The 26767-nt window shown below is 49.7% G+C and carries 32 protein-coding genes and 1 pseudogene; 23 read left to right on the forward strand and 10 right to left on the reverse strand.

Annotation, left to right across the window (positions count from 1 at the left end):
- Positions 1-89: 89 nt before the first annotated feature.
- The 10 genes and pseudogenes from IE074_RS06390 to IE074_RS06435 form a co-directional block, all read right to left on the reverse strand.
- A pseudogene (locus tag IE074_RS06390) lies at positions 90-533 on the reverse strand (tripartite tricarboxylate transporter TctB family protein); the annotation flags it as partial.
- A gap of 122 nt (positions 534-655) precedes the next feature.
- Positions 656-1627, reverse strand: coding sequence for a tripartite tricarboxylate transporter substrate binding protein BugE (locus tag IE074_RS06395; protein ID WP_189384608.1), 972 nt, complete (start codon positions 1625-1627; stop codon positions 656-658).
- 180 nt (positions 1628-1807) lie between these two features.
- Positions 1808-2791, reverse strand: a complete 984-nt coding sequence (locus tag IE074_RS06400) for a branched-chain amino acid ABC transporter permease (protein ID WP_189384609.1) — start codon at positions 2789-2791, stop codon at positions 1808-1810.
- Positions 2788-3675 (reverse strand): branched-chain amino acid ABC transporter permease, encoded by an 888-nt coding sequence (locus IE074_RS06405; protein WP_189384610.1) that lies wholly within the window; start codon positions 3673-3675, stop codon positions 2788-2790. Before IE074_RS06405 ends, IE074_RS06400 begins: the two co-directional genes overlap by 4 nt.
- A 106-nt stretch (positions 3676-3781) precedes the next feature.
- On the reverse strand, positions 3782-4999 hold the full coding sequence (locus IE074_RS06410) for an ABC transporter substrate-binding protein (protein ID WP_373297782.1): 1218 nt from the start codon (positions 4997-4999) through the stop codon (positions 3782-3784).
- Positions 5000-5031: 32 nt separating this feature from the next.
- Positions 5032-5751, reverse strand: a complete 720-nt coding sequence (locus IE074_RS06415) for an ABC transporter ATP-binding protein (RefSeq protein WP_189384611.1) — start codon at positions 5749-5751, stop codon at positions 5032-5034.
- A gap of 1 nt (position 5752) precedes the next feature.
- Positions 5753-6523, reverse strand: coding sequence for an ABC transporter ATP-binding protein (locus IE074_RS06420; protein ID WP_189384612.1), 771 nt, complete (start codon positions 6521-6523; stop codon positions 5753-5755).
- Between the two features lie 232 nt (positions 6524-6755).
- Positions 6756-8189, reverse strand: a complete 1434-nt coding sequence (locus tag IE074_RS06425; protein WP_189384613.1) for an NAD-dependent succinate-semialdehyde dehydrogenase — start codon at positions 8187-8189, stop codon at positions 6756-6758.
- 61 nt (positions 8190-8250) lie between these two features.
- Positions 8251-9441, reverse strand: a complete 1191-nt coding sequence (locus tag IE074_RS06430) for an amino acid aminotransferase (RefSeq protein WP_189384614.1) — start codon at positions 9439-9441, stop codon at positions 8251-8253.
- 158 nt (positions 9442-9599) lie between these two features.
- On the reverse strand, positions 9600-10643 hold the full coding sequence (locus tag IE074_RS06435; protein WP_189384615.1) for an ABC transporter substrate-binding protein: 1044 nt from the start codon (positions 10641-10643) through the stop codon (positions 9600-9602).
- Between the two features lie 237 nt (positions 10644-10880).
- Here IE074_RS06435 and pdxR point away from each other — a divergent pair, with 237 nt between their 5' ends.
- The 23 genes from pdxR (at position 10881) to IE074_RS06550 (ending at position 26652) form a co-directional block, all read left to right on the forward strand.
- Entirely contained in the window at positions 10881-12359 is a 1479-nt protein-coding gene (gene pdxR, locus IE074_RS06440) for a MocR-like pyridoxine biosynthesis transcription factor PdxR (RefSeq protein WP_189384616.1), read from the forward strand.
- A 119-nt stretch (positions 12360-12478) separates the two neighbouring features.
- Positions 12479-13849 carry an aspartate aminotransferase family protein gene (locus tag IE074_RS06445; protein ID WP_189384617.1) on the forward strand — a complete coding sequence of 457 codons (1371 nt, stop codon included), beginning with the start codon at positions 12479-12481 and terminating at the stop codon, positions 13847-13849.
- 18 nt (positions 13850-13867) lie between these two features.
- Entirely contained in the window at positions 13868-14980 is a 1113-nt protein-coding gene (locus IE074_RS06450; RefSeq protein ID WP_189384618.1) for an ABC transporter ATP-binding protein, read from the forward strand.
- Between the two features lie 61 nt (positions 14981-15041).
- Positions 15042-16292 (forward strand): ABC transporter permease, encoded by a 1251-nt coding sequence (locus tag IE074_RS06455; protein WP_189384755.1) that lies wholly within the window; start codon positions 15042-15044, stop codon positions 16290-16292.
- Positions 16289-17128 carry an ABC transporter permease gene (locus IE074_RS06460; protein ID WP_189384621.1) on the forward strand — a complete coding sequence of 280 codons (840 nt, stop codon included), beginning with the start codon at positions 16289-16291 and terminating at the stop codon, positions 17126-17128. Before IE074_RS06455 ends, IE074_RS06460 begins: the two co-directional genes overlap by 4 nt.
- A 1-nt stretch (position 17129) precedes the next feature.
- Positions 17130-17870, forward strand: coding sequence for an SDR family NAD(P)-dependent oxidoreductase (locus IE074_RS06465; protein WP_189384623.1), 741 nt, complete (start codon positions 17130-17132; stop codon positions 17868-17870).
- Between the two features lie 327 nt (positions 17871-18197).
- Entirely contained in the window at positions 18198-18566 is a 369-nt protein-coding gene (gene rplN / locus IE074_RS06470) for a 50S ribosomal protein L14 (protein WP_169293345.1), read from the forward strand.
- A gap of 10 nt (positions 18567-18576) precedes the next feature.
- The gene (gene rplX, locus IE074_RS06475) at positions 18577-18897 is read left to right on the forward strand and encodes a 50S ribosomal protein L24 (protein ID WP_189384624.1); all 321 of its coding nucleotides are present in this window, start codon (positions 18577-18579) and stop codon (positions 18895-18897) included.
- Positions 18898-18910: 13 nt separating this feature from the next.
- A complete protein-coding gene (gene rplE / locus IE074_RS06480) occupies positions 18911-19450 on the forward strand; it encodes a 50S ribosomal protein L5 (RefSeq protein ID WP_189384625.1) in 540 nt (179 codons plus the stop codon).
- Positions 19451-19461: 11 nt separating this feature from the next.
- On the forward strand, positions 19462-19767 hold the full coding sequence (gene rpsN / locus IE074_RS06485; protein WP_169293348.1) for a 30S ribosomal protein S14: 306 nt from the start codon (positions 19462-19464) through the stop codon (positions 19765-19767).
- Positions 19768-19777: 10 nt separating this feature from the next.
- Entirely contained in the window at positions 19778-20173 is a 396-nt protein-coding gene (gene rpsH, locus IE074_RS06490; protein ID WP_189384627.1) for a 30S ribosomal protein S8, read from the forward strand.
- Between the two features lie 10 nt (positions 20174-20183).
- The gene (gene rplF / locus IE074_RS06495; protein WP_189384628.1) at positions 20184-20717 is read left to right on the forward strand and encodes a 50S ribosomal protein L6; all 534 of its coding nucleotides are present in this window, start codon (positions 20184-20186) and stop codon (positions 20715-20717) included.
- 21 nt (positions 20718-20738) lie between these two features.
- The gene (gene rplR, locus IE074_RS06500) at positions 20739-21104 is read left to right on the forward strand and encodes a 50S ribosomal protein L18 (protein ID WP_189384629.1); all 366 of its coding nucleotides are present in this window, start codon (positions 20739-20741) and stop codon (positions 21102-21104) included.
- A gap of 15 nt (positions 21105-21119) precedes the next feature.
- Complete coding sequence (gene rpsE / locus IE074_RS06505; RefSeq protein ID WP_169293352.1) at positions 21120-21641, forward strand: 30S ribosomal protein S5; 522 nt, start codon at positions 21120-21122, stop codon at positions 21639-21641.
- A gap of 3 nt (positions 21642-21644) precedes the next feature.
- Positions 21645-21833 (forward strand): 50S ribosomal protein L30, encoded by a 189-nt coding sequence (gene rpmD, locus IE074_RS06510; RefSeq protein WP_169293353.1) that lies wholly within the window; start codon positions 21645-21647, stop codon positions 21831-21833.
- A gap of 10 nt (positions 21834-21843) precedes the next feature.
- Entirely contained in the window at positions 21844-22284 is a 441-nt protein-coding gene (gene rplO, locus IE074_RS06515; protein WP_189384630.1) for a 50S ribosomal protein L15, read from the forward strand.
- A 12-nt stretch (positions 22285-22296) separates the two neighbouring features.
- On the forward strand, positions 22297-23631 hold the full coding sequence (gene secY, locus IE074_RS06520) for a preprotein translocase subunit SecY (protein WP_189384632.1): 1335 nt from the start codon (positions 22297-22299) through the stop codon (positions 23629-23631).
- A gap of 5 nt (positions 23632-23636) precedes the next feature.
- Positions 23637-23855 (forward strand): translation initiation factor IF-1, encoded by a 219-nt coding sequence (gene infA / locus IE074_RS06525; protein WP_189384634.1) that lies wholly within the window; start codon positions 23637-23639, stop codon positions 23853-23855.
- A 24-nt stretch (positions 23856-23879) separates the two neighbouring features.
- Complete coding sequence (rpmJ, locus tag IE074_RS06530; protein WP_014752488.1) at positions 23880-23993, forward strand: 50S ribosomal protein L36; 114 nt, start codon at positions 23880-23882, stop codon at positions 23991-23993.
- Between the two features lie 32 nt (positions 23994-24025).
- On the forward strand, positions 24026-24391 hold the full coding sequence (gene rpsM / locus IE074_RS06535; protein WP_169293357.1) for a 30S ribosomal protein S13: 366 nt from the start codon (positions 24026-24028) through the stop codon (positions 24389-24391).
- Between the two features lie 15 nt (positions 24392-24406).
- Complete coding sequence (gene rpsK, locus IE074_RS06540; RefSeq protein ID WP_189384636.1) at positions 24407-24805, forward strand: 30S ribosomal protein S11; 399 nt, start codon at positions 24407-24409, stop codon at positions 24803-24805.
- Between the two features lie 17 nt (positions 24806-24822).
- On the forward strand, positions 24823-25446 hold the full coding sequence (gene rpsD, locus IE074_RS06545; protein WP_169293359.1) for a 30S ribosomal protein S4: 624 nt from the start codon (positions 24823-24825) through the stop codon (positions 25444-25446).
- 222 nt (positions 25447-25668) lie between these two features.
- Positions 25669-26652, forward strand: a complete 984-nt coding sequence (locus IE074_RS06550; RefSeq protein ID WP_189384638.1) for a DNA-directed RNA polymerase subunit alpha — start codon at positions 25669-25671, stop codon at positions 26650-26652.
- The last annotated feature ends 115 nt before the right edge of the window (positions 26653-26767 follow it).

Here is a 26767-nt window from a genome sequence, read left to right on the forward strand (position 1 = left end):
CAAACAGCCCAGGAAAGCATAAGAGAGGTTTTCCAGCGTAAAGGCCACTGAAAAGCCCAGGGACAAGTGTTCCAGCAATTCCATCATGATTATTTGCTCCCTTTAATTTTTTTAATCAGGATAACGAAGCCGACAATAATCGATAGTGGAATAATGATCATTGCATAGGTGGGCCATTCGGCAAAGGGAACCGGCCACAGCGGGAAGATCAGGCCCAGGCCCCTGACAAAAGCCAGCCAGGTGAAGATCACCAGGAAAATGGCATTGCCAATGGCGATTTTAAGGCTGAACTCGTGACTGGCCAGGCTGCTGAAAATAACCAGCAGCACCAGTGAGATGTACAGGCCCAGGTTGTCCAGCATGACACCGAACACCACAATCGAGCCGATGATCAGGGCAAGAATGTCGAAGTCGAATTTGCCAATATGATGGTCATCCGCTTCTTTACCACGCAGTGAGCCAATGGTGACTACACCGCCCAGCAAGGCCAGGACAACACCCAGCCAGAATGGAAAATAGCCGGGCCCCATGCGGGNTTGATTCTTAATGTGCATAACTTACAACCTTAGTTAAATAGATAAATGTGTGAGATTTACGTGGATTGGGCAAAAAAGCGGATGAGACTTTCATCCGCTTTTTTTAAAAACCGCAGGGGTTACTGCAATTCAATATTGCCTTTTTTTACAACATCCCTGGCCCAGTCATACTGTTGCTGGATTTCCTTGGCAAATTCTTCAGGTGTGTTGCCTGAAGGGAATGCGCCCTGTTTTTCCAGGGCAGCAACCACGGCCGGGTCTTTCAACGCTTCAGCTGCCGCTTTATGCAGGGTGGCAATCACGTCCTCGGGTGTACCGGCAGGTGCCAGCAGACCATACCAGACGGGCTGGTTCAATTCGGGATAACCCAGTTCTTTAAAGGTGGGAACATCTTTCATGCTATCCAGGCGTTCTTCCCAGGCAATCGCCAGGGGACGAAGGTTTTTGGCGTCGATTTGCGGGAAAGAAGATGGCAGGTTGTCGAACAGAATTGCAATTTGTCCACCAACAGCATCGGTAACGGCTGGGCCTGAACCCCGGTAGGGAACATGAACGATATCGGTTTTGGTAGACAGGCGGAAGGCTTCGCCAAACAGGTGCAGAACGCTGCAGGTGCCGGATGAACCGTAAGAGTATTTATTTGGATTAGCCGTGATTTCAGCCAGGAAGGCTTTGAAGTCGTTGGCCGGGAATTTGGGGTTGACTTCGAGCACGTTGGGAACGTTGGCGAAGTTGGTAACCGGTGCAAAATCTTTCAGGGCGTCGTAACCCAGTCCTTCGGGTTTGCAGGCAGGGTTTACGGCCAGGGTTGAAACGGTTGCAATGGAAAGCGTATAACCATCGGGTTTGGCGCGCGCGGCTTCAGAGGCACCAATCGCACCACCCGCACCGCCTTTGTTTTCAACCACCATGGGTTTACCCAGGATGTCGCTCATTTTGGTGGTGACGATGCGGGTCACGATATCGGTAGAGCCGCCAGGGGCAAAAGGAACAATAACGCGGATGGGTTTGTTTGGGAAGTCAGCCGCGTAAGACGTGCCGGTCATTATGGCGGCAGTGCTTAAAACTGCGGTTAAAAGGGATTTTTTCATATAAATTCCTTGACAATTTGTAAATGCTATATCGAAAAATATGCTTATAAAAATAATCTATTTCGAGGTAGGGCAGATAATAGTAAGAACAACCTTAGCCTTGCAAGCATAAACACAAAAAATAAGGGTAATTGCTTAGAAATTTGCAGAAAGCTTGCAAGGTTTAGGGGGTATTTGTAACTATTGGCTTTTACTTTGTCGTGCAGTGAAAAAATGTGCTAGTTCCCCTACAATTCCTTTTCGGAAAGCCATCACACAGATAATAAAGATGAGCCCCATCACAATGGTAACCGATTCGCCCAGGCTTGAAAACCACTGTACGCCAGTCGTATCGGCAATCATGCGACCAAAATCGCCAATCTTGTTTTCAAGCATCACAACAATGAAGGCGCCAATGACCGGACCAATAAAGGTGCCTACACCGCCAATCAAGGTCATTAATACAACGATACCCGACATTTGCCACATGGCATCTGACAGGGTGGCTGACACAAACACCAGCATTTTGGTGGAACCGGCCAGGCCCGCAATAGCGGCGGACAGGACAAAAGCCAGCAGTTTGTATTTGTCCACATCATAGCCAAGCGAAATGGCACGGGGTTCGTTTTCCTTGATGGCTTTCAGGACCTGGCCAAAAGGTGAGTTGACGGTTCTCCAGCAGATGAAATAACCAATCATGAAGATGCCAACCACCATATAGTAAAGATTCAAGTCGTTTTTCAGGTCGAGCAGGCCGAACAGATGCCCCCTGGGAACGCCTTGCAAACCGTCTTCACCACCGGTAAATGGTGCTTGCAGAAAGAAAAAGAAAACCATTTGAGCCATTGCCAGCGTAATCATGGTGAAGTAAATACCGCTGCGCCGGATGGCCAGGCCCCCGATCACAAAACCAAGAGTGGCGGCAATCAGGATGCCGTAAAGAATACCCATTTCGGGTGAAAATCCCCATACCTTAATGGCATGGCCTGACGCATAGGCGGCACTGCCCAGAAAAGCGGCATGCCCGAAAGAGAGCAGGCCAACGTAACCCAGAAGCAGGTTGAAGGCGCATGCAAACAGGGCATAGCACAGGATTTTCATGATAAAAATGGGGTATATGCCGAACGCAGGCAATGAGGCGGCCACAATGGCAAATAATGCATAGCCAAGGATTTGTCGGTTCATTTTTCTTTCCCAAAAAGTCCGGCGGGGCGGAGTAATAAAACAATGGCCATAATAATAAAGACCACCGTGCTGGAGGCTTCAGGCCAGAATACTTTGGTGAGTCCTTCAATAACACCCAGGCCAAGACCGGTCACAATAGAGCCCATGATAGAGCCCATGCCACCGATAACAACGACCGCAAACACGACAATAATCAGGTTGGCGCCCATGAGGGGGGATACTTGTAGCACGGGGGCCGCCAGCACACCGGCAAAACCGGCCAGGGCAACACCAAAACCATAAGTCAGGGTAATCATGAGCGGCACGTTAATGCCGAACGCCTCAACCAGTTTGGGGTTTTCGGTACCGGCACGCAATAAGGAACCAAGACGTGTTTTTTCAATCATGAACCAGGTGAACAGGCAAACAATGACAGAGGCCAGCACAATCCAGCCACGGTAAATGGGCAGGATCATGAAACCCAGGTTGACCGCGCCGCGCAGGCTTTCCGGGGTGGGGTAGGGTTGGCCTGAAACACCATAAAAGCTGCGGAAAATACCCTCGATCATCAGGGCAATGCCGAAAGTGAGCAAGAGGCCATAAAGATGGTCGAGCTTGTATAAATGGCGCAGCAGCAGTCGCTCCAGAATCATGCCAAAAATGCCAACCAGAATGGGCGCGACAACCAGCATGACCCAGTAATTAAGCCCCAGGTATTGCATTCCCATCCAGGCCAGGAAGGCACCCAGCATGTATAAAGCGCCATGAGCGAAGTTGATGACATTGAGAAGACCAAAAATGACGGCCAGACCCAATGAGAGAATTGCGTAAAAAGAACCGTTTACAAGGCCCAGTAAAATCTGGCCAAGAAAGGCTTGAATAGGGATGCCGAAAATATCAATCATAATGCATAACGTTCAGTTTATTTATTGACAACATTTTTTAACTGGTATTGTGGCAGCCCCGTGTGGAGCTGCCATGACTACAGTGCGAGTTGATCGAGGGTGCGATTTACAGCTTGCAGGTGGATTCGCTTTCCGGACCGAAGGCTTTTTCGCCCGGAATTTTTTCAACCACGTTGTAGTAATCCCATGGGCCTTTGGATTCTTCCGGTGTCTTGACCTGCATCAGGTACATGTCGTGGATCATCAGGCCATCTTTGCGAACCATGGCATCCTTGGCAAAGAAGTTGTTAATGGTGTTTGACTTGAACCATTTCATGATGGCCTCACCATCATCGGTGCCGGTTTCCTTAACGGCTTTCAGGTAGGTTTCGGCGGCGGTATAGTCTGCAGCCTGAACGAACGAGGGTTTACGCTTGATGCGTTCCTCGAATTTGGCTGACCATGCGCGTGACTCGTCATCCTGGTTCCAGTACCAGGGGGCGGTCAGGTACAGTCCCTGTGTGGCTTTCAGGCCCAGTGCGTGCACATCGTTAATGAATACCAGCAAACCGGCCGGCTTCATGCCGGGGGTAACGCCAAATTCACTGGCGGCCTTGATGGAGTTGATGAAGTCACCCCCTGCATTGGCCAGGCCCAGGATTTGGGCGCCAGAGGTTTGGGCCTGCAACATGTAAGAAGAAAAGTCGGTAGTGCTTAATGGCACACGAACCGTGCCCTTGATGGTGCCTCCGGCGGCTTTCACCACATTGATGGTGTCCTGCTCAAGAGAATGGCCGAAAGCGTAATCGGCGGTAATGAAGAACCAGTCTTTGCCACCCTGGTTATAAACGGCAGAACCGGTTACATTGGCCAGTGCTTTGGTGTTATAGGCATAGTGAATGGTAAAAGGGGTGCAGTGGGTGGTGGTAAGTGCAGTAGAACCGGCACCAATCGAGATATAGGGTTTTTTCTTTTCGGCGGCAACGGCAGCTGAGGCCAGGGCAGTGGCAGAATTTGTGCCACCAATAATCATGTCAACCTTGCCCTGGTCGATCCATTCACGGACTTTGGCTGAAGCCACGTCAGCCTTGTTTTGGTGGTCGGCGGTAACCAGTTCAATTTTTTTTCCATTGATTTCACCACCAGCGGCCTCAATAGCCATTTTTATGGCCTCGCCACCGGCCGGTCCGTCCAGGTCGGAATAAACACCGGACATGTCGGTAATAAAGCCGATTTTGATGATGTCATCGGAAATTTCCTGGGCTTGGGCAAGGCCCAGACTGGATAGGGCAATTGCCGTGGTCAAGGCTGTTTTTTTCAATTTTGCTGTTTTCTTTAATCTCATGTTTGTCTCCGGGGATAGAATGAAAAAATAGCTTAGACACCCAGCAGGGTATGCAGGGTATCCTGTTTGGCAGCCAGCTCGGAAGCCGGGAATTGCTCAACGATTTCACCATGTTCCATAACATAGAAATGGTCGGCCAGGGGGGCGGCAAAGCGGAAGTTCTGTTCGACCATGACAATCGTGAAACCTTTTGCTTTCAGGGTCGTGATCATGCGGGCAAGGGTTTTGACAATCACGGGTGCAAGACCTTCTGAAATTTCATCCAGCAACAGGATATTGGCACCTGTGCGTAAAATGCGGGCAACCGCAAGCATCTGCTGCTCACCGCCTGACAACCGGGTTCCCGGGGAATTGCGACGCTCTAGCAGGTTGGGGAACATCTCGTAGATTTCCGCCAGTGACATGCCTTTGTCGCCGGCGGTAGTGCCGTTGAGCTGAGGGGGCAATAGCAGGTTTTCTTCACAGCTCAGGCTGGCAAAGATGCCTCGCTCTTCGGGGCAATAGCCAATGCCCAGATGGGCGATTTTATGGGTAGGCAGGTTAATCGCTTCAACCCCATGGACCTTGATGGAACCTTTGCGGGTTCCGGTCAGGCCCAGCAAGGCCCGCAGGGTGGTTGTGCGGCCTGCACCGTTACGTCCAAGCAGGGTAATGACCTGTCCTTTGGGAATGCTGATGTTGACACCATGCAGAATATGCGATTCACCATACCAGGCCTGCAGATCCTTGATTTCAAGTGCGAGTGCTGTCATGTTAGTGAGCTCCTTCCAGTTCACCCTGGGAAGTGCCCATATAGGCCTCCATCACGGCAGGGTTGCGGGAAACTTCCTGGTAATTGCCTTCAGCCAGTGTGGCGCCCCGTGCCAGAACGGTGATTTTGTCGGCAATCGAGGAAATCACGTTCATATTGTGTTCGACCATCAGGATAGTGCGTCCGGCGCTGACTTTTTTGATGAGTTGGGTTACCCGATCCACGTCTTCATGCCCCATGCCCTGAGTGGGCTCGTCAAGTAGCATGAGTTCGGGTTTCATGCCCAGCGTGGTGGCAATTTCCAGTGCCCGTTTGCGACCGTAAGGCAGATTGGAAGTGATTTCATTTTCAAATTCAAGCAGGTCAACTTCCGCCAGCAATTCTCTGGCCTGGTCGTCAAGTTCATGCAGGCATTGGTTGCTTTTCCAGAAATGAAAAGAATTGTTCTGCTGGCGTTGCAGGCCTATGCGTACATTTTCCAGCACTGTCAAGTCGGGGAAAACGGCCGAAATCTGGAAGGAACGAATAATGCCCCTGCGTGCAATTTGAGCCGGTTTTTCAGCGGTGATATTGTTGCCATTGAAAAAAATATTGCCAGAGGTGGGAGGCAGGAATTTAGTCAGCAAATTGAAGCAGGTGGTTTTACCGGCACCGTTGGGGCCGATGAGCGCATGAATGTGGCCACGCTGCACCTGCAGGTTTACATCGTTTACCGCTACGAAACCAAGGAATTCCTTGGTCAGGTTTTTTGTCTCTAAGATTAAATCACTCATGTTATGCATTAATTTTAAAAAATAGTGATTGAAAACACAGGTCAGGCCCATGCCTTTGGTACAGGATGAGTATGCGTTAGAAACAGATTGACTCGCTATAGGTGCTTTCCATAAGGATTTAAGATTAAAGCGAGTTGAAATGAAAAAAACGCAAAGAACAAGGCTCTTTGCGTTTTAAGTTATGAATATATTATTTTTTAATAGCGATAAAATTGTAAAAACAGCTTAATTGTTATACGTGTGTAATAAACTTGGTGACCAAATATCCGTCAAAGGTTTCAGAGCCGCCTTCACTGCCGATGCCACTGTCTTTAACGCCACCAAAGGGTGTTTCCGGCAGGGCAGAGCCAAAGTGGTTAATATTGACCATTCCGGCTTCAAGTGTATTGGAGACTTTGGTTGCGGTTTGAAGTGAATTGGTGAATACATATGAAGACAGGCCGAAAGGAAGGCTGTTGGCCCTGGCCAGGACTTCATCGGTATCACTGAATTTAACAACCGGTGCAATCGGGCCAAACGGCTCTTCGGTCATGAGCTTTGCATCATCTTTAATATTGGTGACAACGGTTGGCGGGAAGAAATAACCGGTTTGAGACAGTGGGTTGCCACCCAGTTCAATGGTTGCGCCACGTTGTCTGGCATCTTCCACAAATGCGCTCATGCTGCCAATGCGACGTTCGTGAGCCAAGGGGCCCATTTCGGTTCCCTGTGCCGTACCATCGCCCACCTGGATGTTTTTCAAGGCGCCAACAAATATATCCAGAAACTGGTCATAGGCTTTTTCCTGGACATAAAACCGGGTGGGTGAAACGCAAACCTGGCCGGCATTGCGAATCTTGAATTTGGCCAGGCTTTTGGCCGCCTGTTCGATATTGGCATCATCAAAGACCAGTACCGGAGAATGACCGCCCAATTCCATGGTGATGCGTTTCATGTGGGCACCTGCCAGGGCAGCCAGCTGTTTGCCAACCGGTACCGAGCCGGTAAAGGATACTTTGCGTACGATGGGAGAGCGAATCAGGTAGTCGGATACCTGGGCGGGTTCACCCCAGACAATATTCAAAACGCCTTTGGGCAGGCCGGCATCATGGAAGATGCGGGCAATTGCCATGACGGCACTGGGAGAGTCTTCGGGACCTTTCAGGATAATAGAACAACCTGCACCAATGGCGGCCGAGATTTTACGGATAGCCTGGTTGTAAGGGAAGTTCCAGGGGGTGAAGGCGGCGCATACGCCAATGGGTTCACGCACCACGATCTGGCGCACATTGGGTGTGCGGGGTGGAATGACCCGGCCGTAAATGCGGCGGCATTCCTCGGCATGCCAGTCGCAGTGGTCGGCGCATGAAATGATTTCACCTACCGACTCGACCAAAGGTTTTCCCTGGTCGCGAGTCATGTTCAGGCCAATCTCCTGGGCACGGTCACGGGACAATTGGGCTGCCTTGCGTAAAATGGCCGAGCGCTCCATGGGAGAGCTGTGCTTCCATGAATCGAACGCCCGCTGGGCAGCGGACAGGGCGCGATCCAGGTCGGCTTCGCTGGCGTGAGGAAGTTGCCCCAGCACTTCAAGGGTGGCAGGGTTGATGACGTCCTGGGTTTTGCGTCCTCCACCGGAAACAAACTCGCCATCTATATACAGACTCAGTGCTTCATATTGACTCATTTCTTTTCAGTCCTCATTTTGTGTTTTGATTAAATTTATTATTTCAATACTAAATTTTCTGCTAAACCACTTTGCTGACAGACTCGGCAAAGTAGGTGACGTTGTCTTCATTAAGGCCGGGCACGCTGATGCGCCCGGAGTCGATAAAGTAGACACCGTAATCGGCACGCAGTTTTTCAATTTGTGGCAGACTTAAGCCGGTATAGCTGAACATGCCATTTTGCCTGATGATGAACGAGCTGTCGAAATGAGGTGCCTGTGCCTTCAGGATATCGTAGGCTTTCTGGCGAATATTCCTGATGCGTGTGCGCATTTCATTGACTTCGCGATCCCACATGGCAAACAGTTCCGGATCGTTAAGTACATCGGAGATCATGCGGGCGCCATGCAAGGGCGGATTGGAGTAAATGCGGCGCACCAGCAACTTGATTTGTCCCAGTACCCGGTCGGCTTCCAGGGTGTTTTGGCACACGACGGAAAGGGCGCCACAGCGCTCGGCATAAAAAGAAAAATTCTTGGAAAAAGAGTTGGCCACCAGCATTGGGATGTTTCGGGAGGCCAGTAACCGGATGGCAAAGGCATCCTCATCAAGACCATTACTGAAACCCTGATAGGCAATGTCCAGGAACGGGATCAGTTTACGTTCAACAATAATGTCGGCAATTTCTTCCCATTGCGCGCTGGACAGGTCAGCCCCGGTGGGATTGTGACAGCAGGGATGCAGCAGCACAATGCTGCCAGCGGGAATGGTCTGGAAGGTTTGTTTCATCTCGTCAAAGAGCAAAACGCCATTGACGGAATCGTAATAAGGGTAGGTATGGGTTTTCAGGCCAGCGCCTTCAAAGATGGCATGGTGGTTATCCCAGCCCGGGTTGCTGATCCAGATTTCACTGTTGGGGCTGGCCAGATGCAGGAGTTCGCCACCAATACGCAGGGCACCGGTGCCACCCACGCTTTGCATGGTCACAATGCGGCCTTCGTTCAGGGCAGCACATTCTGTGCCAAAAAGCAATTTCTGTACCGCGCTGCGATAGCTGGGTAAACCTTCCATGGGAAGATATTGGCGGGTTTCCGGATGTTGAGCACGTTTCAGTTCGGCCTGATGGATACTGTCGAGGATGGGAATCTGGCCTTTGCCATCATAGTAAAGTCCAACGGTCAGATCCACTTTATTCTGGCGCTGGTCTTGGCGGAACATGTCACCAATTCTGAAAATGGGGTCACCTGCATAAGGTGCTAAATGCTCAAACATGGTTTTCCTTCTGGTTAAAAGCGTGTATGCGTGCAAAAAAATAACTGTACCATGGAAAAGCCGGATTCAAGGCATGGGTTTGTTTGCCACAATGCAATCATCTCCTGGTGGCAAAACCAGGAGATGATTGCTTAATGCCGTGATTTTAAAAAGAGCTGTTATTGTGCTACCCAGGCGTTATAGCGTTGCTCAAGGGCGTCACCATAATCGGTCCAGAAATTGACATCCAGCGCAATGGCGTTTTCGATGTTTTGCTTGGAACTGGGCAGGTCTTTGGCGATGTCAGCCGGCAGGGCATTGATGGCTGCAGTGGTTGGCGGGCCGTAAGGAATGTTGGATGAATAGGTAATCAGGTTCTGGGGCTGGCTGGCAAACCTGATGAACTTGAGGGCATTTTCAATATTGGGAGAACCTTTGGGAATGGCCCAGTAGTCAAGGGCATACAGGCTTTGGTTCCAGACGATGGAAAGGGGGCGGTTGTCTTGCTTGATGGCTTGGGAAATTCGCCCATTGTAAGCCGAAGACATGACGACATCGCCGGCAACCAGGTATTGGCCAGGTTGTGCGCCCGATTCCCACCATTGGATATGTGGTTTGAGTTCATCCAGCTTTTTGAATGCACGGTCAACGCCTTCCGGGGTTGCCAGTACTGAATAGACGTCTTTGGGGGAGACGCCATCGGCCATCAGGGCAATTTCAAGCGTGTATTTGGCCCCTTTGCGAAGCGCCCGTTTACCCGGATATTTGTTTACATCCCAGAAGTCGGCCCAGGAGGAGGGGCCTTCCTTGAGTTTGTCTTTATTGTAGGCCAGGGCCACCGACCAGATAAACGTGCCCACGCCGCAATCCTGTGCCGCATGTTCGATAAAGTCGGATTGCGGAATGACCTTGCTGTAATCAATTTCCTCAAACAGGCCTTCGGCACAACCGCGTTCCAGTTCGGGGGCCTCAACCTCTACCACATCCCACTGGACGCTATTGGTGTCTACCATGCTTTTTATTTTTCCCATTTCCCCGTTCCAGTCCACGGCATTGATTCTGATGCCGGTTTCTTTTTCAAAGGGTTGGAAGTAGGCTTTTTCCATGGCGGTTTTTGAGTCGCCACCGAAAGAAACCACAGTAAGGCTTTGTGCTGAGGCAACAGCACCAAAGGCGCTGAGCATGAATCCTGTCACGATGGCTGAACGAGCGTGTTTAAGCATAATTTCATATCCTTGTGTTTGGACATCATTGAATCACCTCCCGTGTTGCACAGTTTTTTTGGGCGGAACCCTGAAGGCTGAATCTGGGGGAAGATGATGAATGTGACATGATCGCAAGTTTTGTTTTTCATGGGAAATAGGGGTTTTCCCGTTAAGTGATGGGGTGATTGCGGTATTGGTGGATATGGGTTTGCGGCTTATTAAAATTATGAGAATAATGATTGATGTGCGAGTCTTATGTTTGAAATTCCGTTAGCTGAACTGGTGCTGGAAAAGCTGAACCGTGATGATAAAACCCCATTGCAGCGCCAGCTTTACCAGATTATTCATGATCTGATCAACAATGGCAAATTGCCGCCGGACAAAAAGCTGCCTTCTTCCCGTTTCCTGAGTAAAGAAGCGGGTATTTCGCGAATTACCGTCTCTTTGGTCTATGAACGTCTGGTTACCGAAGGTTATCTGTACAGCCGGGAGGGCAGCGGCACGTATGTCTCAAAGGTCGTCACTCCGCTGGTGCCTTCCGGCAATGCGCCCGTCATGAAATCCTGGGTGTATTCCGAAAGGGGGGCCCGGTTGCTGTTGTCGGAAAGCAGTCCGCCGCAACCCAAGGGGGAGTTTGTGCCTGGCATTCCCGATGTGTCCGAGTTCCCTTTTCATATCTGGCGAAAAATCCTGGGCAAATATTATTCAAAAAAATATCTTCACCTGTCGGGCTATGCCGAGTCGGGAGGCTATGTGGAATTGCGCAAGGCCATTGCCGCTTATCTGGCCATTTCCCGCTCCCTGCAGTGTGATCCCGACCAAGTGATTGTGACCTTTGGCACGCCCCAGTCGCTGGATTTATGCACCCGGCTGCTTAGTGACTCCGGGCAGCAGGCCTATATTGAGGATCCGCCTTATTGGGCGACCGAGTCGGTGTTTGAGGCGGGGGGGTTAAAGGTGAATTGCATACCGCTTGATGAAGAGGGAATGGCGCTTGAGGACGGCATGATTGCCGCGAACGGGAAATTCATTTATGTCACCCCTTCGCACCAGTACCCCACTGGTGTCACCATGTCGATGGAACGACGGGAGACAATCCTGGCGCTGGCCAAAAAGCATCAGCTATGGGTGATAGAGGACGATTATGACTGTGAGTTCAGGCATGATGACCTGCATTTGCCTTCTTTGCAAAGTCTGGATCAGGGCAATCATGTGATTTATTTCGGCACGTTCAGCAAATCCATGTTTTCAGGCCTGCGCCTGAGCTATATGGTAGTGCCACCAGGATTGGCACCTGCCATGCGGCGGGCCATTTCAAACCTGTACTTGCCCGGCATGCTGCAGTTGCAGGCGGCACTGGCCGAATTTATCAACGAGGGCCATTTCTACCGGCATATCAAGAAAATGAGGGCCATTTATTTTGAGCGCGGAGCCTTGTTCCGGCAAAGGCTCAAAGCGGTTTTCGGCAATAAAGTCACCCTTTCCCAGGGTAATTCGGGTTTGCACCTAATGGCCCGATTCAATACCCTGTTAAGTTTCGAACAATTTTCGCTTTGCGCCCGCCGTCACGGCATGATTGTACGGCAGGTCAAATTCCACAAACCCACGGAACACGGGCTTTGTCTGGTGCTGGGCTACGGTGGTGTACCTACCCGGGATATTGCCGGAGCGGTTGATCGCCTGCAGCAGGTTTTCATTGAAGGCGAACGCGGCCTGTTCTTCAGTGGTGCCTGAAAACGCAACTGGCCTGATCAAAATTACACAAGTGGATATAGCCGATTGTGACTTCCTGTCTTAGGATAAAAAACAGGACTGACTTGATTTTGCAATATTCGACTGTTACGGAGACCCAAATGGAAAACACATTAATTCAGCAGGAAAGTGATGATATCAATTACCACTTGCACCCTTATACCAATGCCCGCAAGCATCAGGAGCAGGGGCCGTTGGTTATCGTCAAGGGGGATGGGGTCTACGTGGAAGATATTCATGGCAAGAAATATCTGGAAGCCATGGCCGGATTATGGAGCGTGGCCCTGGGATTCAGCGAGAAGAGGCTGGTCCAGGCCGCCATGCGCCAGTTTGAAATATTGCCTTTTTATCATCAGTTTACGCATAAAACCCATGATGTGGCTGCCCAATTCGCCAAAAGGCTTATTGATATCGCCCCGGTGCCCATGAGCAAGGTGTTCTTTACCAACTCTGGCTCCGAGGCCAATGATACGGTCATCAAGCTGGTCTGGTATCGTTCCAATGCCCTGGGCTTGCCTAATAAAAAGAAAATCATCAGTCGCCTTAAGGGCTACCATGGCGTTACCGTTGCGTCTGCAAGCCTGACCGGCCTGCCAGGCAACCACCGTGGTTTTGATTTGCCGATTGATCGCATTTTGCATACGGCATGTCCGCATTACTGGCGTGATGCACAGGAAGGCGAAAGCGAAGAGCAGTTCTCAACTCGTATGGCCGAGGAACTGGAAAACCTGATCCGGAAAGAAGGCCCTGAAACCATTGCCGCGTTCATTGCCGAGCCCGTAATGGGGGCGGGGGGCGTGATTGTGCCGCCCGCCACCTATTGGGAAAAAATCCAGGCGGTCCTGAATAAACACGATATTCTGTTTATTGCTGATGAGGTGATTTGCGGTTTTGGACGTACCGGGAAAATGTTCGCCTCTGAGACGTTTGGCCTGAAGCCCGATGTCCTGGTACTGTCCAAGCAGATTTCTTCTTCTTACCAGCCTTTGTCCGCCATTTTGCTGAATGAAAAAATGTTCAATCCGATTGCCGATGAAAGTAACAAGCTGGGCGTACTGGGGCATGGTTTCACTGCGGGCGGCCATCCGGTTGCGGTGGCGGTGGGCATGGAAAACCTGAATATTATTCAGGAGCGCAAGCTGGTGGAGAATGCGGCAACGGTGGGCGCACACATGCTTAAGCGATTGCATGAGCTGGATAATCACCCGCTGGTGGGCGAAGTGCGTGGCATTGGCCTGATTGCCGGTGTTGAGCTGGTCATTGATAAATCCAAAAAAACAGCGCTGGAAGTCCCGGGCCAGCTGGGCACCATGGTTGGCAAGGTGTTGCAGGACCTGGGTGTTATCTCACGCAATATCGGTGATACGCTTGCTTTTTGCCCACCCCTGATTATTACGGTTGGGCAGGTTGATGAGATGGTGAGTAAATTCAAACAGGCGCTTGATATCGTTCATGAAAAATTGAATGGTTGAACAGAGGAGATAAGGCTTATGTCTGGACCTGACAGCAATAATACGGATATTCTGGTGCGTTTCAGGAATGTCCAGAAAAGTTATGACGGACGTTCCATGATTGTTAAAAACCTGAATCTGGATATACAACATGGAGAGTTCCTGACATTGCTGGGTCCGTCAGGTTCAGGCAAAACGACCAGCCTGATGATGCTTGCCGGCTTTGAAACGCCCACCTCGGGAACCATTGAGCTGGCAGGGCGTTCACTGGACGATGTGCCTGCTTACAAACGCAATATTGGCATGGTGTTCCAGAACTATGCCCTGTTTCCGCACATGACCGTGGCCGAAAACCTGGCCTTTCCCCTGAAAGTAAGGGGGTTGGGCAAGGATGATATAAAAAAACGGGTGGAAAACGGTTTGGCCATGGTGCAACTGAATCAGTTTGGCAACCGTTTTCCCAGTCAACTGTCGGGCGGACAACAACAACGGGTGGCCCTGGCAAGGGCGCTGGTGTTTGAGCCCCAGGTGGTGCTGATGGATGAGCCGCTGGGTGCCCTGGACAAGCAATTGCGCGAGCATATGCAATACGAGATCAAGCGCTTGCATAACAAGCTGGGTATTACGGTAGTGTATGTCACCCACGATCAGGGCGAGGCCCTGACCATGTCCAATCGTGTGGCTGTTTTCAACGATGGTGTTATCCAGCAAATCGATTCGCCCGAAGAGCTCTACGAGCGGCCTGTCACCGCATTCGTCGCCAATTTTATTGGTGAGAATAACCGTACCCATGGTCGTATTACCGGGGTTGAGAACGGATATGGCACGGTTCTGCTTGACAATGGCACGCATATGCAGGGTGTGCTGGCCAATCAGTCCCTGAAAACCGGTGATATGGTGTCGGTTTCCATTCGCCCCGAGCGTGTCGTGATTGATCCGCCTGCCGGTAGCACCGAACAGAACGGCCAGGGAGAAATTCTGGAGTTTGTTTATTTTGGTGATCATGTCCGTTTGCGCCTGAATCTGTATGACAATCCGAATTTTGTGGTCAAGCAGCCCATTGCCATGCTTGGCCAGACCCTGAAAGTGGGTAAGCGGATTAATGTAGGCTGGAAGCGGGAATTTGTTCGTATTCTTGATCCCTATCAGTGACGTTGTGTTGAGGTAGTCCGGCCAGTCCGAGAAGCATCCAAAGGAGGGGATAGTGAGTCAGATGGCAATAACAAAACCGGCCATGTCCGCCAGCGAAGCGGCGGCACTGCAAATAAAATTTTCAAAATCAACGAAACGCAATAAAGTCAAGGCGTTTGGCCTGGTACTTCCTTTAGTTCTTTTTCTTTTGCTGCTGTTCGTGGCACCCATCCTGGCCTTTTTGAATAAAAGCATCGAAAACCCCGAAGTGGTTTCCGTATTGCCCATAACAACCCAACAGTTGAGTGATTGGGAAGTAGGGCAGCCGCTACAGGAAAATTTTTACAAGGCATTGGCTCAGGATCTGGCCACGGCCAAGCAGGCGAGAACCTCGGGTGACTTGATGCGCAGGCTGAATTTTGAGGAACCCGGTGCCCGTAGCCTGTTGTCAAAGACCGTGCGTAGAATGCCGCTTCCAGAAACGGTAGCCTCTTACCGGGACGAATTTGAAAAAATTGATGCCAGCTGGACAGATCCGGCCACCTGGGCGCTACTTAAGCGCAATTCAGGTGAGCGTACCGCCTTTTACCTGCTGACAGCCCTGGATATGAAATATGACAAACGCAATGAGATTGTCAGTGCCGGCCCGTCAGAGTCCATTTTTCTGGATATCTATTTGCGGACCTTCAAAATGGCGCTGGTGGTGACGCTTTGCACCCTGATACTGGCCTACCCCCTGGCTTACCTGCTGGCAACTTTGCCGGCCAAAACCAGCAACCTGCTCATGATTCTGGTGTTATTGCCATTCTGGACGTCCCTGCTGGTGCGAACCGCAGCCTGGATTGTACTGCTGCAAAATGGCGGGATTATCAACGGATTTTTAATCTGGGCCGGTATTATTGAGCAGCCCGTGCAATTGGTTTTCAACCGGATCGGGGTGTATATAGCCATGGTGCATATTATGCTGCCATTCATGATTTTGCCCATATACAGTGTCATGAAAGGCATTTCACCCACTTATATACGTGCGGCCGTGTCTCTGGGCTGTCATCCCATCACCAGTTTCTGGAAGGTTTATTTTCCCCAAACCGTGGCGGGTATCAGTGCCGGTTGCCTGCTGGTTTTTATTACCTCCATTGGTTATTACATTACCCCGGCATTGCTGGGAGGGCCCAAAGACCAAATGATCAGTTACTTCATCGCCTTTTATACAAACGGTTCCATTAACTGGGGTCTGGCGGCTGCCCTGGGCGGGTTCCTGCTGGTGGCCACGCTTATTCTTTATGCCGTATATAACCGTCTGGTTGGCAGTGGCAAAGTGAGGCTCGCATGAAAAAAAACAAAGAAAACCGTACGGCCGTGGAAATGGTTTGGTTTTATTTGCACAGGATGATTTGTGCGCTGATTTTGCTGTTTCTGATTACCCCGGTACTGGTGATTGTGCCACTGTCATTCAGTGAAAGCGCGTTTCTGGTTTATCCGGTGCAAGGCTTTTCCCTGCGCTGGTATGAAAACTTCTTTTCATCACCGACCTGGATGCTGGGCCTGAAAAACACACTGATTGTGGCGCCACTGGCTACGCTTATCGCCATGGTGTTGGGAACGCTGGCAGCGTTGGGATTCAATCGTGCCAACTTCTTTGGCAAGGCGTTTCTGATGAGTTTGCTGGTTTCGCCCATGGTGGTGCCGGTTGTAATTGTAGGGGTGGCGGCTTACCTGTTTTTTGCCCCCCTGGGCATGGCCAATAATATCTGGCTGCTGATTTTAATGCATGCGGTGCTGGGTGTGCCGTTTGTGGTGATTACCGTATTGGCAACGCTTGAAGGCTTTGACCAGAATCTGGTCAAGGCGGCCAGCAGTCTGGGCGCGTCTCCGGTATATGCGTTTTTCAGGGTCACCTTGCCGATTATTGCGCCAGGCGTTATTTCAGGTGGTTTGTTTGCCTTTGGCATCTCCTTTGATGAAGTGGTTCTGACTTTATTTGTGGCCGGGCCTGATCAGTTTACGCTGCCTCGCGTGATGTTTAGCGGCATTCGTGAAAACCTGAACCCCACGATTGCCGCGGCAGCCACATTACTTATCATTTTTTCAGTTGTTATGCTTTTGACGCTGGAATGGCTCAGAAGACGCAGTGAAAAAATGCGCCTTGGATTGGCGAATGGAGACTAACATGACAGACCAAACGCGATATGTACTGTTAACCGGAGCCAGTCGTGGCATTGGACATGCGACTGTCAAGCTGTTTCAGGAGCGGGGATGGCGGATTTTTACCGTATCGCGCCAGCCTTTTTCTCAGGAATGCAGGTGGGCAGACGCCAAAGAAAGTCACATCCAGGCTGATTTGTCTGATTTGAGCGGACTGCGCGATTTGGTGGATACGGTGCGTCAAAAACTGCCTGATGGAAAACTGCATGCCTTGGTGAACAATGCCGGTATTTCGCCCAAGGGGGAAGGGGGCAGGCGCCTGGGCGTACTGGATACCGATGAGTTCACCTGGGTGAACGTACTGCGGGTGAACCTGGTTTCCACGGCCCTGTTGTCGCGTTACCTGTTTCCCGAACTGAAAAAAGCCGGAGGCAGTATCGTTAACGTAACCTCGATCGCCGGATCGAGGGTTCACCCCTTTGCAGGTGCGGCCTATGCCGCTTCAAAGGCGGGTTTGGCTGCTTTAACCCGGGAGCAGGCGCATGAGTTTGCCCCGCAGGGGGTAAGGGTCAATGCCATAGCGCCGGGTGAGATCAATACCTCCATCCTTTCCCCGGACACCCATAAGATTGTTGAGACCCAGATTCCCATGCATCGCCTGGGAACACCCCATGAAGTGGCGCAGGCCATTTATTATTTATGCAGTGAACAATCCTCTTACATTAATGGTTCAGAATTGCAAATCAATGGCGGTCAGCATGTCTAAACGGCCAAAGCCGTTGCCGAGTGCATAAATCGTAGCGGGGAAATACGATATATTGTTGTTTTTAAAGTATTATCCAGAAAACAAACGGTTTAAGAGCTTGCTAAAGAATGCTTTATGGTGTATATTAGCAGTCTTCGCTCATTCTACAGTGGGTGGAGAGTTCTTATTTAAGCAGATTTCAACCCAGGGTGGTTTGGTCTAAAACCAAGTGGTTTTAAGTTAAACAATCTGACGGGACCAAAACTGGTTATATGAATAGCGAAAGCGAATATGGTCCGCCACATTTTGTTTGGCGGTATATGTAACTAAGTTGGAACAGGAATAATCATGATCCAAATGCAAAGCACGCTAGACGTGGCTGATAATACCGGTGCGCGCCGTATAATGTGCATCAAGGTGTTAGGTGGCTCCAAGCGCCGTTATGCTTCCATCGGTGACATTATTAAAGTTAGTGTTAAAGATGCAGCACCGCGCGGACGCGTCAAAAAAGGCGAAATTTATAACGCGGTAGTCGTACGTACTGCCAAAGGCGTTCGTCGTAAAGATGGCTCATTAATCCGTTTTGGCGGTAATGCAGCTGTATTGCTCAATGCCAAGCTGGAGCCAATCGGTACTCGTATTTTCGGCCCTGTTACGCGTGAATTGCGTACAGAGCGCTTTATGAAGATCGTGTCCCTGGCACCTGAAGTGTTATAAGAGGGTAACGATGAACAATATCCGTAAAGGTGATGAAGTTATCGTATTGACCGGACGCGACAAAAAGCGTCGTGGTGTTGTGCTGGCTCGCGTCGGTGCTGACCACGTTCTGGTTGAAGGCGTTAACGTCGTGAAAAAACACCAAAAACCTAATCCCATGACAAACAATCCAGGTGGTGTTGTTGATAAAACACTGCCTATCCACATTTCAAATGTGGCCTTGTTTAACCCAGAAACAGGTAAAGCTGATCGCGTTGGCGTTAAAGAAGTGGATGGTCATAAAGTCCGTATTTATCGCTCCAACGGCGCTGTCGTTGGCGTGAAAGCGTAAGGGGCACAATATAATGGCTCGTTTACAAGATTTGTATAACAGCAAAATTGCTGGCGAATTGAAAGAAAAATTCAATTACAAAAGTGACATGGAAGTGCCTCGCATTACCAAAATCACTTTGAACATGGGCGTTTCCGAAGCAGTTGCAGACAAGAAAGTTATTGAACACGCTGTTTCCGACCTGACCAAAATTGCAGGACAAAAGCCTGTCGTAACCAAAACCCGCAAGGCGATTGCCGGTTTCAAGATTCGCGAAGACTACCCTATCGGTTGTATGGTTACTCTGCGTGGCAAACGCATGTATGAGTTCCTGGATCGTCTGGTTACCGTGGCCCTGCCACGTGTACGTGACTTCCGCGGTATTTCCGGTCGTGCTTTCGATGGTCGTGGTAACTACAACGTTGGGGTTAAAGAGCAAATCATTTTCCCTGAAATTGAATACGACAAAATTGATGCACTGCGTGGTCTGAATATCAGCATCATTACAACTGCTAAGACTGACGAAGAAGCGAAAGCGCTGCTCACAGCATTCAGCTTCCCGTTTCGTAACTAAGGGGCGATGACGTGGCAAAACTATCACTCATCAATCGCGACATCAAACGTGCAAAGCTGGTTGCCAAATACGCAGCCAAACGTGCCGAATTGACAGCGATCATTAACGATACATCTAAATCAGACGAAGAGCGCTATGTCGCCCGTCTGAAAGTACAACAATTACCTCGCAATGCAAATCCAACACGCATGCGTAATCGTTGTGTAATTACTGGCCGTCCTCGTGGCGTGTTCAGCAAGTTTGGTTTGACTCGTCACAAACTGCGCGAAATGGCAATGCGCGGTGAAGTGCCTGGTATGACTAAAGCAAGCTGGTAGGAGAATATAAATGAGCATGAGCGATCCAATCGCCGATATGTTGACGCGTATCCGTAACGCACAGCAAGTCGAGAAAGTTTCGGTATCTATGCCCTCCTCTAAGCTGAAAGCGGCTATTGCTGCTGTGCTGAAAGATGAAGGTTATATCGAAAACTTCGAAATCAAAGGTGAAAAAACCAAGCCCGAGCTTGAGATTTCACTGAAATACTATGCAGGTCGTCCCGTGATCGAGCGCATTGACCGCGTTTCACGTCCTGGCTTGCGTATCTACAAAGGCCGTGGTTCCATCCCTCAGGTGATGAACGGTCTGGGTGTGGCAATCGTTTCAACTTCGCGCGGTGTAATGACAGACCGTAAAGCACGCTCAGAAGGCGTGGGTGGCGAAGTTCTGTGTTATGTGGCATAAGGAGAATTCAATGTCACGTATAGCAAAATATCCAGTTATTGTACCTAATGGTGTGGAAGTTAAAATTGCTCCCAACAACATCAACGTGAAAGGTCCCCTGGGCGAAATGAACCAGGAACTGAGTGGCGATGTAGCCATTACGCTTGATGACGGCAAATTGTCTTTCGCAGTCACTAACGAATCACGCCATGCCAAAGCTATGTCAGGTACATTGCGTGCCCTGGTAAACAATATGGTTACCGGTGTTAGCAAAGGTTTTGAGCGTCGTCTGAATCTGATCGGTGTGGGTTTCCGCGCACAGGTTCAGGGAAATGCGCTGAAAATGGATCTTGGCTTCTCTCATGATGTCATCCATCCGCTGCCAGAAGGCGTAAAAGCCGAATGTCCAAGCCAGACAGAAATCGTTCTGAAAGGTTACGACAAACAGGTGGTAGGACAGGTTGCTGCTAAAATCCGCGGTTATCGTCCGCCAGAGCCTTACAAAGGCAAAGGTGTTCGTTATGCGGGTGAGCAGGTTATCATCAAAGAAGTTAAGAAGAAATAATAGCGCAGGCAAGGATAAATCATGGACAAGAAAGTATCCCGTTTGCGTCGTGCAGTGGCTACACGCCGGAAGATTTCAGAGTTGCGTATTCATCGCTTATCTGTATATCGTTCCAATCTGCACATTTACGCGAACGTTATTTCGCCAGAAGGCGACAAAGTGTTATTCAGCGCATCTACTCTTGAAGCAGAGGTTCGTAAAGAACTGGCTGATGGCAAAAAGAATGGCGGCAATGTCGAGGCAGCAGTTATCGTAGGTAAACGTGTTGCCGAGAAAGCCAAAGCCGCAGGTATCGAATCGGTCGCATTTGACCGTTCGGGTTTCCGTTATCATGGCCGTGTTAAAGCGTTGGCAGAAGCTGCGCGTGAAGCCGGTCTCAAGTTCTAAGCGAGGAATTGTCAAATGGCTAAAGCACAAGGCAAAAACGCCCCTGAACAAGAACGCGATGACGGTTTTCGTGAAAAAATGATCGCGGTCAACCGCGTCAGCAAAGTGGTCAAGGGTGGTCGCACCATGAGCTTTGCAGCGTTAACCGTGGTTGGAGATGGCGATGGTCGCATCGGCATGGGCAAAGGCAAAGCACGTGAAGTGCCGGTAGCCGTTCAGAAAGCAATGGAACAGGCCCGTCGTGGCATGGTCAAGATTGCCCTGAACAATGGCACCCTGCATCACACTGTAGTAGGTAAGCACGGTGCATCCACCGTTCTGATCTCTCCAGCTGCAGAAGGTACTGGCGTTATCGCCGGTGGCCCAATGCGTGCAATTTTCGAAGTAATGGGTGTACGTAACGTGGTTGCAAAAAGCTTGGGTTCAAGCAATCCATACAACCTGGTACGCGCAACCTTGAACGGTTTGAACGCATGTTTGACGCCATCTGAAGTGGCTGCCAAACGCGGTAAATCCGTTGAAGAAATTCTGGGGTAAATCATGGCACAGAATAAACAAATTAAAGTAACACTGGTTCGCTCTGTCATTGGCACCAAACGCGATCACCGCGACACCGTTCGTGGTCTGGGTTTGGGTAAAGTGAACAGCAGCCGTGTGTTGCTTGATACGCCCGAAGTTCGTGGGATGATCCGCAAAGTGGATTATCTCGTGTCAGTATCAGAAGCCTAAAGGAACAGAGATGTCTGAAATGCAACTCAATACGTTAGCTCCTGCTGCTGGTAGCAAGCATGCCAAACGTCGCGTTGGACGCGGCATTGGTTCTGGCTTGGGTAAAACAGCAGGTCGTGGTCATAAAGGTCAGAAATCACGTTCAGGCGGCTTCCATAAAGTCGGCTTCGAGGGTGGTCAGATGCCTTTGCAACGTCGTTTGCCAAAACGCGGCTTCACTCCACTGGGTCGGCATTTGCACGCAGAAGTGCGTTTGTCTGATTTGCAGAAAATTGAAGCTGATGTCATCGACGTTCAGGTTTTAAAACAAGCTGGTGTTATTGGCCAAAGCGTTCGTTACGCCAAGGTCATCCTGTCAGGTGAATTGTCACGCAAAGTGTCTCTGAATGGCCTGACCGCCACTGCAGGTGCACGCGCAGCAATTGAAGCCGCTGGCGGTTCACTCGCTTAAAAAGGGGTAAAAGTGGCTAAAGCGCAGGCAGCAGGTAAAGCAGGTAGCGGTAAAAAATACGGCGACCTTAAACAGCGACTTGTGTTCCTGATTCTTGCTCTGGTTGTGTACCGTTTCGGTACACATATTCCTGTCCCTGGCATCAACCCTGGTGCCATGCAGGATCTGTTTAATACACAGTCAGACGGGATTCTGGGTCTTTTTAACATGTTTTCCGGTGGTGCCCTCGAGCGCTTTTCTGTCTTTGCATTGGGTATCATGCCGTATATTTCGGCATCGATCATCATGCAGCTGGTGACAGCGGTCGTGCCATCCCTGGAAGCCTTGAAAAAAGAGGGTGAATCGGGTCGTCGCAAGATTACCCAGTACACCCGCTATTTCACTGTTGTATTAGCGTTGGTACAGTCATTTGGTATTGCAGCAACTTTGCAGGCACAACCCAATCTGGTAATCACCCCGGGAGCGATGTTTGTCTTCACGACGGTGGTTACCCTTGTAACGGGTACCATGTTTGTAATGTGGCTGGGTGAGCAAATCACCGAACGTGGTTTAGGTAACGGTATCTCAATCCTGATTTTTGCAGGTATTGTGGCCGGTTTGCCTACTGCACTGGCAAGCATGTTTGAACTTGTTAGCCAGAATCAGATCGGAACGGTTGCAGCGTTGTTCATTTTTGCGCTGGTCGTGGCGATAACCGCATTGGTCGTATTTGTTGAGCGTGGTCAGCGCCGCATTACCGTGAACTATGCCAAACGTCAGGTTGGAAATAAAATTTATGGTGGACAAAGTTCTCACTTGCCACTGAAGTTGAATATGGCGGGTGTTATTCCTCCCATTTTTGCTTCGTCAATTATTTTGTTTCCGGCCACGATCGCGAATTGGTTTTCAAGTGCAGGCCAAGTTCGTTGGCTAAGTGATATATCAGCTGCTTTGCAGCCTGGTCAACCGCTTTATGTCACTGTATTTACTGCTTTGATTATATTTTTCTGTTTTTTCTATACGGCTCTTGTTTTCAACAGTCGTGAAACAGCAGATAACCTGAAGAAAAGTGGTGCATTTGTACCGGGTATTCGTCCAGGTCAGCAAACAGCAAAATATATTGACAAAATATTAATGCGTTTAACGCTGGTGGGCGCCATTTACATCACGCTGGTGTGTCTGGTTCCTGAATTCCTGAGGATGCAATGGCAGAATGTACCGTTTTATCTGGGTGGCACCTCACTGTTAATTATTGTGGTGGTGACCATGGATTTTATGGCCCAGGTTCAGGCCTACATGATGTCGCACCAATATGATTCGTTACTCAAGAAAACCAGTTTCAAGGGTACGAATTTACCAATGAGATAATCATTATGGCTAAGGACGACGTCATACAAATGCAGGGAGAGGTTATAGAAAACCTCCCCAACGCAACTTTTCGCATTAAACTGGAAAATGGCCATATGGTTTTAGGCTATATCTCTGGCAAAATGCGTATGCACTATATTCGGATTCTTCCGGGTGACAAGGTGACTGTGGAATTAACCCCATACGATCTTTCACGCGCCAGAATCGTATTCCGCTCTAAATAAGCTGGAACAATTAGGAGTCAACCAATGAAGGTAATGGCATCGGTTAAAAAGATCTGCCGTAATTGCAAGATCATTAAACGTCACGGAGTTGTACGAGTAATTTGTACAGATCCGCGTCACAAGCAACGCCAGGGTTAATCCCTGCGTTAACGACTTAACGAGGAACAGTCATGGCCCGTATCGCAGGCATCAACATTCCGCCGCATCAACATGCAGAAATCGGTCTAACCGCTATTTTTGGTATTGGACGCACCCGCTCTCGTCAGATTTGCGAAGCATCAGGTGTACCATTCGATAAAAAAGTCAAAGACCTGACAGATGCAGAACTCGAGAAAATTCGTGAACAGGTAGGTACGTTCACAGTCGAGGGTGATTTGCGACGTGAAGTACAACTTTCGATTAAACGCTTAATCGATTTGGGAACTTATCGTGGCATGCGCCACAGACGTGGACTGCCCGTCCGTGGTCAGCGCACTCGTACGAATGCGCGTACCCGTAAAGGACCGCGTCGTGCAGCTCAATCACTGAAGAAATAATCGGGGTAGGTTATTATGGCGAAAGCTTCTAGCGGCGCAAATCGCGCACGCAAAAAAATTAAAAAGGTTGTATCGGACGGCATTGCGCACGTTCATGCATCTTTTAACAACACAATCATCACAATTACTGACCGTCAAGGCAATGCCTTGTCATGGGCGACGTCGGGTGGCGCGGGCTTTAAAGGCTCACGTAAATCGACGCCTTTTGCAGCGCAGGTTGCAGCCGAGTCAGCGGGACGTGTAGCATTGGAATTTGGTATCAAAACACTTGAAGTCCGCATCAAGGGACCCGGTCCTGGCCGTGAGTCTTCAGTGCGTGCATTGAATGCGCTGGGTATCAAAATTTCAAGTATCTCTGATATCACGCCAGTTCCGCATAACGGTTGCCGCCCTCCTAAACGCCGCCGTATCTAATATATTAAGGGAACATAATGGCACGATATACTGGACCAAAATGTAAACTTTCACGTCGTGAAGGTATTGATTTATTTCTGAAGAGTGCACGTCGCTCTTTGGATTCCAAATGTAAACTGGATTCCAAACCAGGTCAGCACGGTCGCACTTCCGGTGCCCGTACTTCCGATTACGGTTTGCAGTTGCGCGAGAAACAAAAACTCAAACGTATGTACGGCGTACTTGAAAAACAGTTCCGTAAATACTTTGCTGAAGCTGAGCGTCGCCGTGGTAACACAGGCGAGACCCTGATTCAGTTGTTGGAATCGCGCCTTGATAACGTGGTATACCGCATGGGTTTTGGCTCTACACGCGCCGAAGCACGTCAGCTGGTTAGCCACGGAGCTATTGAACTGAACGGCCACAAAGCCGATATTCCTTCAATGCTGATCAAAAGCGGAGACATCATTTCCGTACGTGAAAAGTCCAAAGGTCAGGCTCGTATTAAAGAGTCTTTGGATCTGGCAACCGGTAATGGTCTGCCACAATGGGTTGAAGTTGATGTTGCCAAATTAAGCGGCACATTCAAACAAGCCCCTGATCGTGCAGATGTTGCGCGTGATATTAATGAATCAATGGTTGTTGAATTGTATTCTCGTTAATGTCGTGAAAAAGCAGAAAAGGTTTTGGCCTTTTCTGCTTTTTAGCTTCTACCCATGCTTGCGATGGCAATTGCATGAAAATAATAAAAATAAGTTATAATCTTCCGGTTCTCCAATAGGTTGATCTGCGTTTATGTTCGCAATCAGTCTGTTTTTTATACTTTTATCTTATCCATCAGCCTTATCGGTGTAACGAGCCGAGGGTATTGAAAAGGAAATGAAATGTCTCAGGCTTTTCTTAAACCACGTTCCATTGACGTAACCCCTATTACCGATAACCACGCTAAAGTTGTCATGGAGCCGTTTGAGCGCGGTTTTGGCCATACTTTGGGCAATGCGCTACGCCGTATCCTGCTGTCTTCCATGACAGGCTACGCACCTACAGAAGTGCAAATTACCGGTGTCGTGCACGAGTATTCAACCCTGCCTGGCGTAGGTGAAGACGTGGTTGACATCCTGCTTAACCTGAAAGGTGTGGTATTCAAACTGCACAACCGTGAAGAAGTAACGGTCACTTTGCGTAAAAGTGGTACAGGTCCTGTTCTGGCCAGCGACATTGAACTTCCCCATGATGTTGAAATCATCAATCCTGATCACGTTATTGCCAACCTTACCGAAAACGGCAAGCTTGAAATGCAGATCAAGGTAGAGCAGGGGCGTGGTTATGTGCCTGGTAATGTACGCGCCCTGGCAGATGATAAGGCACATACGATTGGCCGTATTATCCTGGACGCTTCTTACAGCCCCATCCGTCGTGTCAGCTATGCTGTTGAAAGCGCCCGTGTTGAACAGCGTACCGACCTTGACAAACTGATTCTCGATATCGAAACAGATGGTGTGATTACACCTGAAGAGGCCGTACGTCAGGCTGCCCGTATCCTGATGGACCAGATTTCCGTGTTTGCCGCCCTTGAAGGCGCAACAGAAACCTACGAAACACCGGTACGTGGTGCACCACAAATTGATCCTGTTCTGCTGCGTCCTGTTGATGATCTTGAGTTAACCGTGCGTTCGGCCAACTGCCTGAAAGCGGAAAACATTTACTACATCGGTGATCTGATCCAGCGCACCGAAAATGAATTGCTGAAAACACCCAACCTGGGTCGCAAATCATTGAATGAAATCAAAGAAGTATTGGCCGCACGCGGCCTTACACTGGGCATGAAACTTGAAAACTGGCCACCACTTGGCCTGGAACGCCCATAAAGCCAAGCATTTGTTGCCAGCCGGTTTTTAAATCCGGCTGGCAATATTTAATCAACCGGACCGCCGTCTTTGGTAATCATTTCAAGAACGGATAGAAGAGCTGGATTAACCGGAT

The sequence above is a fragment of the Advenella faeciporci genome (genome assembly GCF_014652395.1).
In the GTDB taxonomy this organism is placed as follows: domain Bacteria; phylum Pseudomonadota; class Gammaproteobacteria; order Burkholderiales; family Burkholderiaceae_B; genus Advenella; species Advenella faeciporci.

Bases quoted from the DNA above. Each gene is read 5' to 3' on its own strand.
- IE074_RS06395 (WP_189384608.1), bottom strand. From the start codon at position 1,627: ATGAAAAAATCCCTTTTAACCGCAGTTTTAAGCACTGCCGCCATAATG.
- IE074_RS06400 (WP_189384609.1), bottom strand. From the start codon at position 2,791: ATGAACCGACAAATCCTTGGCTATGCATTATTTGCCATTGTGGCCGCC.
- IE074_RS06405 (WP_189384610.1), bottom strand. From the start codon at position 3,675: ATGATTGATATTTTCGGCATCCCTATTCAAGCCTTTCTTGGCCAGATT.
- IE074_RS06410 (WP_373297782.1), bottom strand. From the start codon at position 4,999: ATGAGATTAAAGAAAACAGCAAAATTGAAAAAAACAGCCTTGACCACG.
- IE074_RS06415 (WP_189384611.1), bottom strand. From the start codon at position 5,751: ATGACAGCACTCGCACTTGAAATCAAGGATCTGCAGGCCTGGTATGGT.
- IE074_RS06420 (WP_189384612.1), bottom strand. From the start codon at position 6,523: ATGAGTGATTTAATCTTAGAGACAAAAAACCTGACCAAGGAATTCCTT.
- IE074_RS06425 (WP_189384613.1), bottom strand. From the start codon at position 8,189: ATGAGTCAATATGAAGCACTGAGTCTGTATATAGATGGCGAGTTTGTT.
- IE074_RS06430 (WP_189384614.1), bottom strand. From the start codon at position 9,441: ATGTTTGAGCATTTAGCACCTTATGCAGGTGACCCCATTTTCAGAATT.
- IE074_RS06435 (WP_189384615.1), bottom strand. From the start codon at position 10,643: ATGCTTAAACACGCTCGTTCAGCCATCGTGACAGGATTCATGCTCAGC.
- pdxR (WP_189384616.1), top strand. From the start codon at position 10,881: ATGTTTGAAATTCCGTTAGCTGAACTGGTGCTGGAAAAGCTGAACCGT.
- IE074_RS06445 (WP_189384617.1), top strand. From the start codon at position 12,479: ATGGAAAACACATTAATTCAGCAGGAAAGTGATGATATCAATTACCAC.
- IE074_RS06450 (WP_189384618.1), top strand. From the start codon at position 13,868: ATGTCTGGACCTGACAGCAATAATACGGATATTCTGGTGCGTTTCAGG.
- IE074_RS06455 (WP_189384755.1), top strand. From the start codon at position 15,042: ATGGCAATAACAAAACCGGCCATGTCCGCCAGCGAAGCGGCGGCACTG.
- IE074_RS06460 (WP_189384621.1), top strand. From the start codon at position 16,289: ATGAAAAAAAACAAAGAAAACCGTACGGCCGTGGAAATGGTTTGGTTT.
- IE074_RS06465 (WP_189384623.1), top strand. From the start codon at position 17,130: ATGACAGACCAAACGCGATATGTACTGTTAACCGGAGCCAGTCGTGGC.
- rplN (WP_169293345.1), top strand. From the start codon at position 18,198: ATGATCCAAATGCAAAGCACGCTAGACGTGGCTGATAATACCGGTGCG.
- rplX (WP_189384624.1), top strand. From the start codon at position 18,577: ATGAACAATATCCGTAAAGGTGATGAAGTTATCGTATTGACCGGACGC.
- rplE (WP_189384625.1), top strand. From the start codon at position 18,911: ATGGCTCGTTTACAAGATTTGTATAACAGCAAAATTGCTGGCGAATTG.
- rpsH (WP_189384627.1), top strand. From the start codon at position 19,778: ATGAGCATGAGCGATCCAATCGCCGATATGTTGACGCGTATCCGTAAC.
- rplF (WP_189384628.1), top strand. From the start codon at position 20,184: ATGTCACGTATAGCAAAATATCCAGTTATTGTACCTAATGGTGTGGAA.
- rplR (WP_189384629.1), top strand. From the start codon at position 20,739: ATGGACAAGAAAGTATCCCGTTTGCGTCGTGCAGTGGCTACACGCCGG.
- rpsE (WP_169293352.1), top strand. From the start codon at position 21,120: ATGGCTAAAGCACAAGGCAAAAACGCCCCTGAACAAGAACGCGATGAC.
- rpmD (WP_169293353.1), top strand. From the start codon at position 21,645: ATGGCACAGAATAAACAAATTAAAGTAACACTGGTTCGCTCTGTCATT.
- rplO (WP_189384630.1), top strand. From the start codon at position 21,844: ATGTCTGAAATGCAACTCAATACGTTAGCTCCTGCTGCTGGTAGCAAG.
- infA (WP_189384634.1), top strand. From the start codon at position 23,637: ATGGCTAAGGACGACGTCATACAAATGCAGGGAGAGGTTATAGAAAAC.
- rpmJ (WP_014752488.1), top strand. From the start codon at position 23,880: ATGAAGGTAATGGCATCGGTTAAAAAGATCTGCCGTAATTGCAAGATC.
- rpsM (WP_169293357.1), top strand. From the start codon at position 24,026: ATGGCCCGTATCGCAGGCATCAACATTCCGCCGCATCAACATGCAGAA.
- rpsK (WP_189384636.1), top strand. From the start codon at position 24,407: ATGGCGAAAGCTTCTAGCGGCGCAAATCGCGCACGCAAAAAAATTAAA.
- rpsD (WP_169293359.1), top strand. From the start codon at position 24,823: ATGGCACGATATACTGGACCAAAATGTAAACTTTCACGTCGTGAAGGT.
- IE074_RS06550 (WP_189384638.1), top strand. From the start codon at position 25,669: ATGTCTCAGGCTTTTCTTAAACCACGTTCCATTGACGTAACCCCTATT.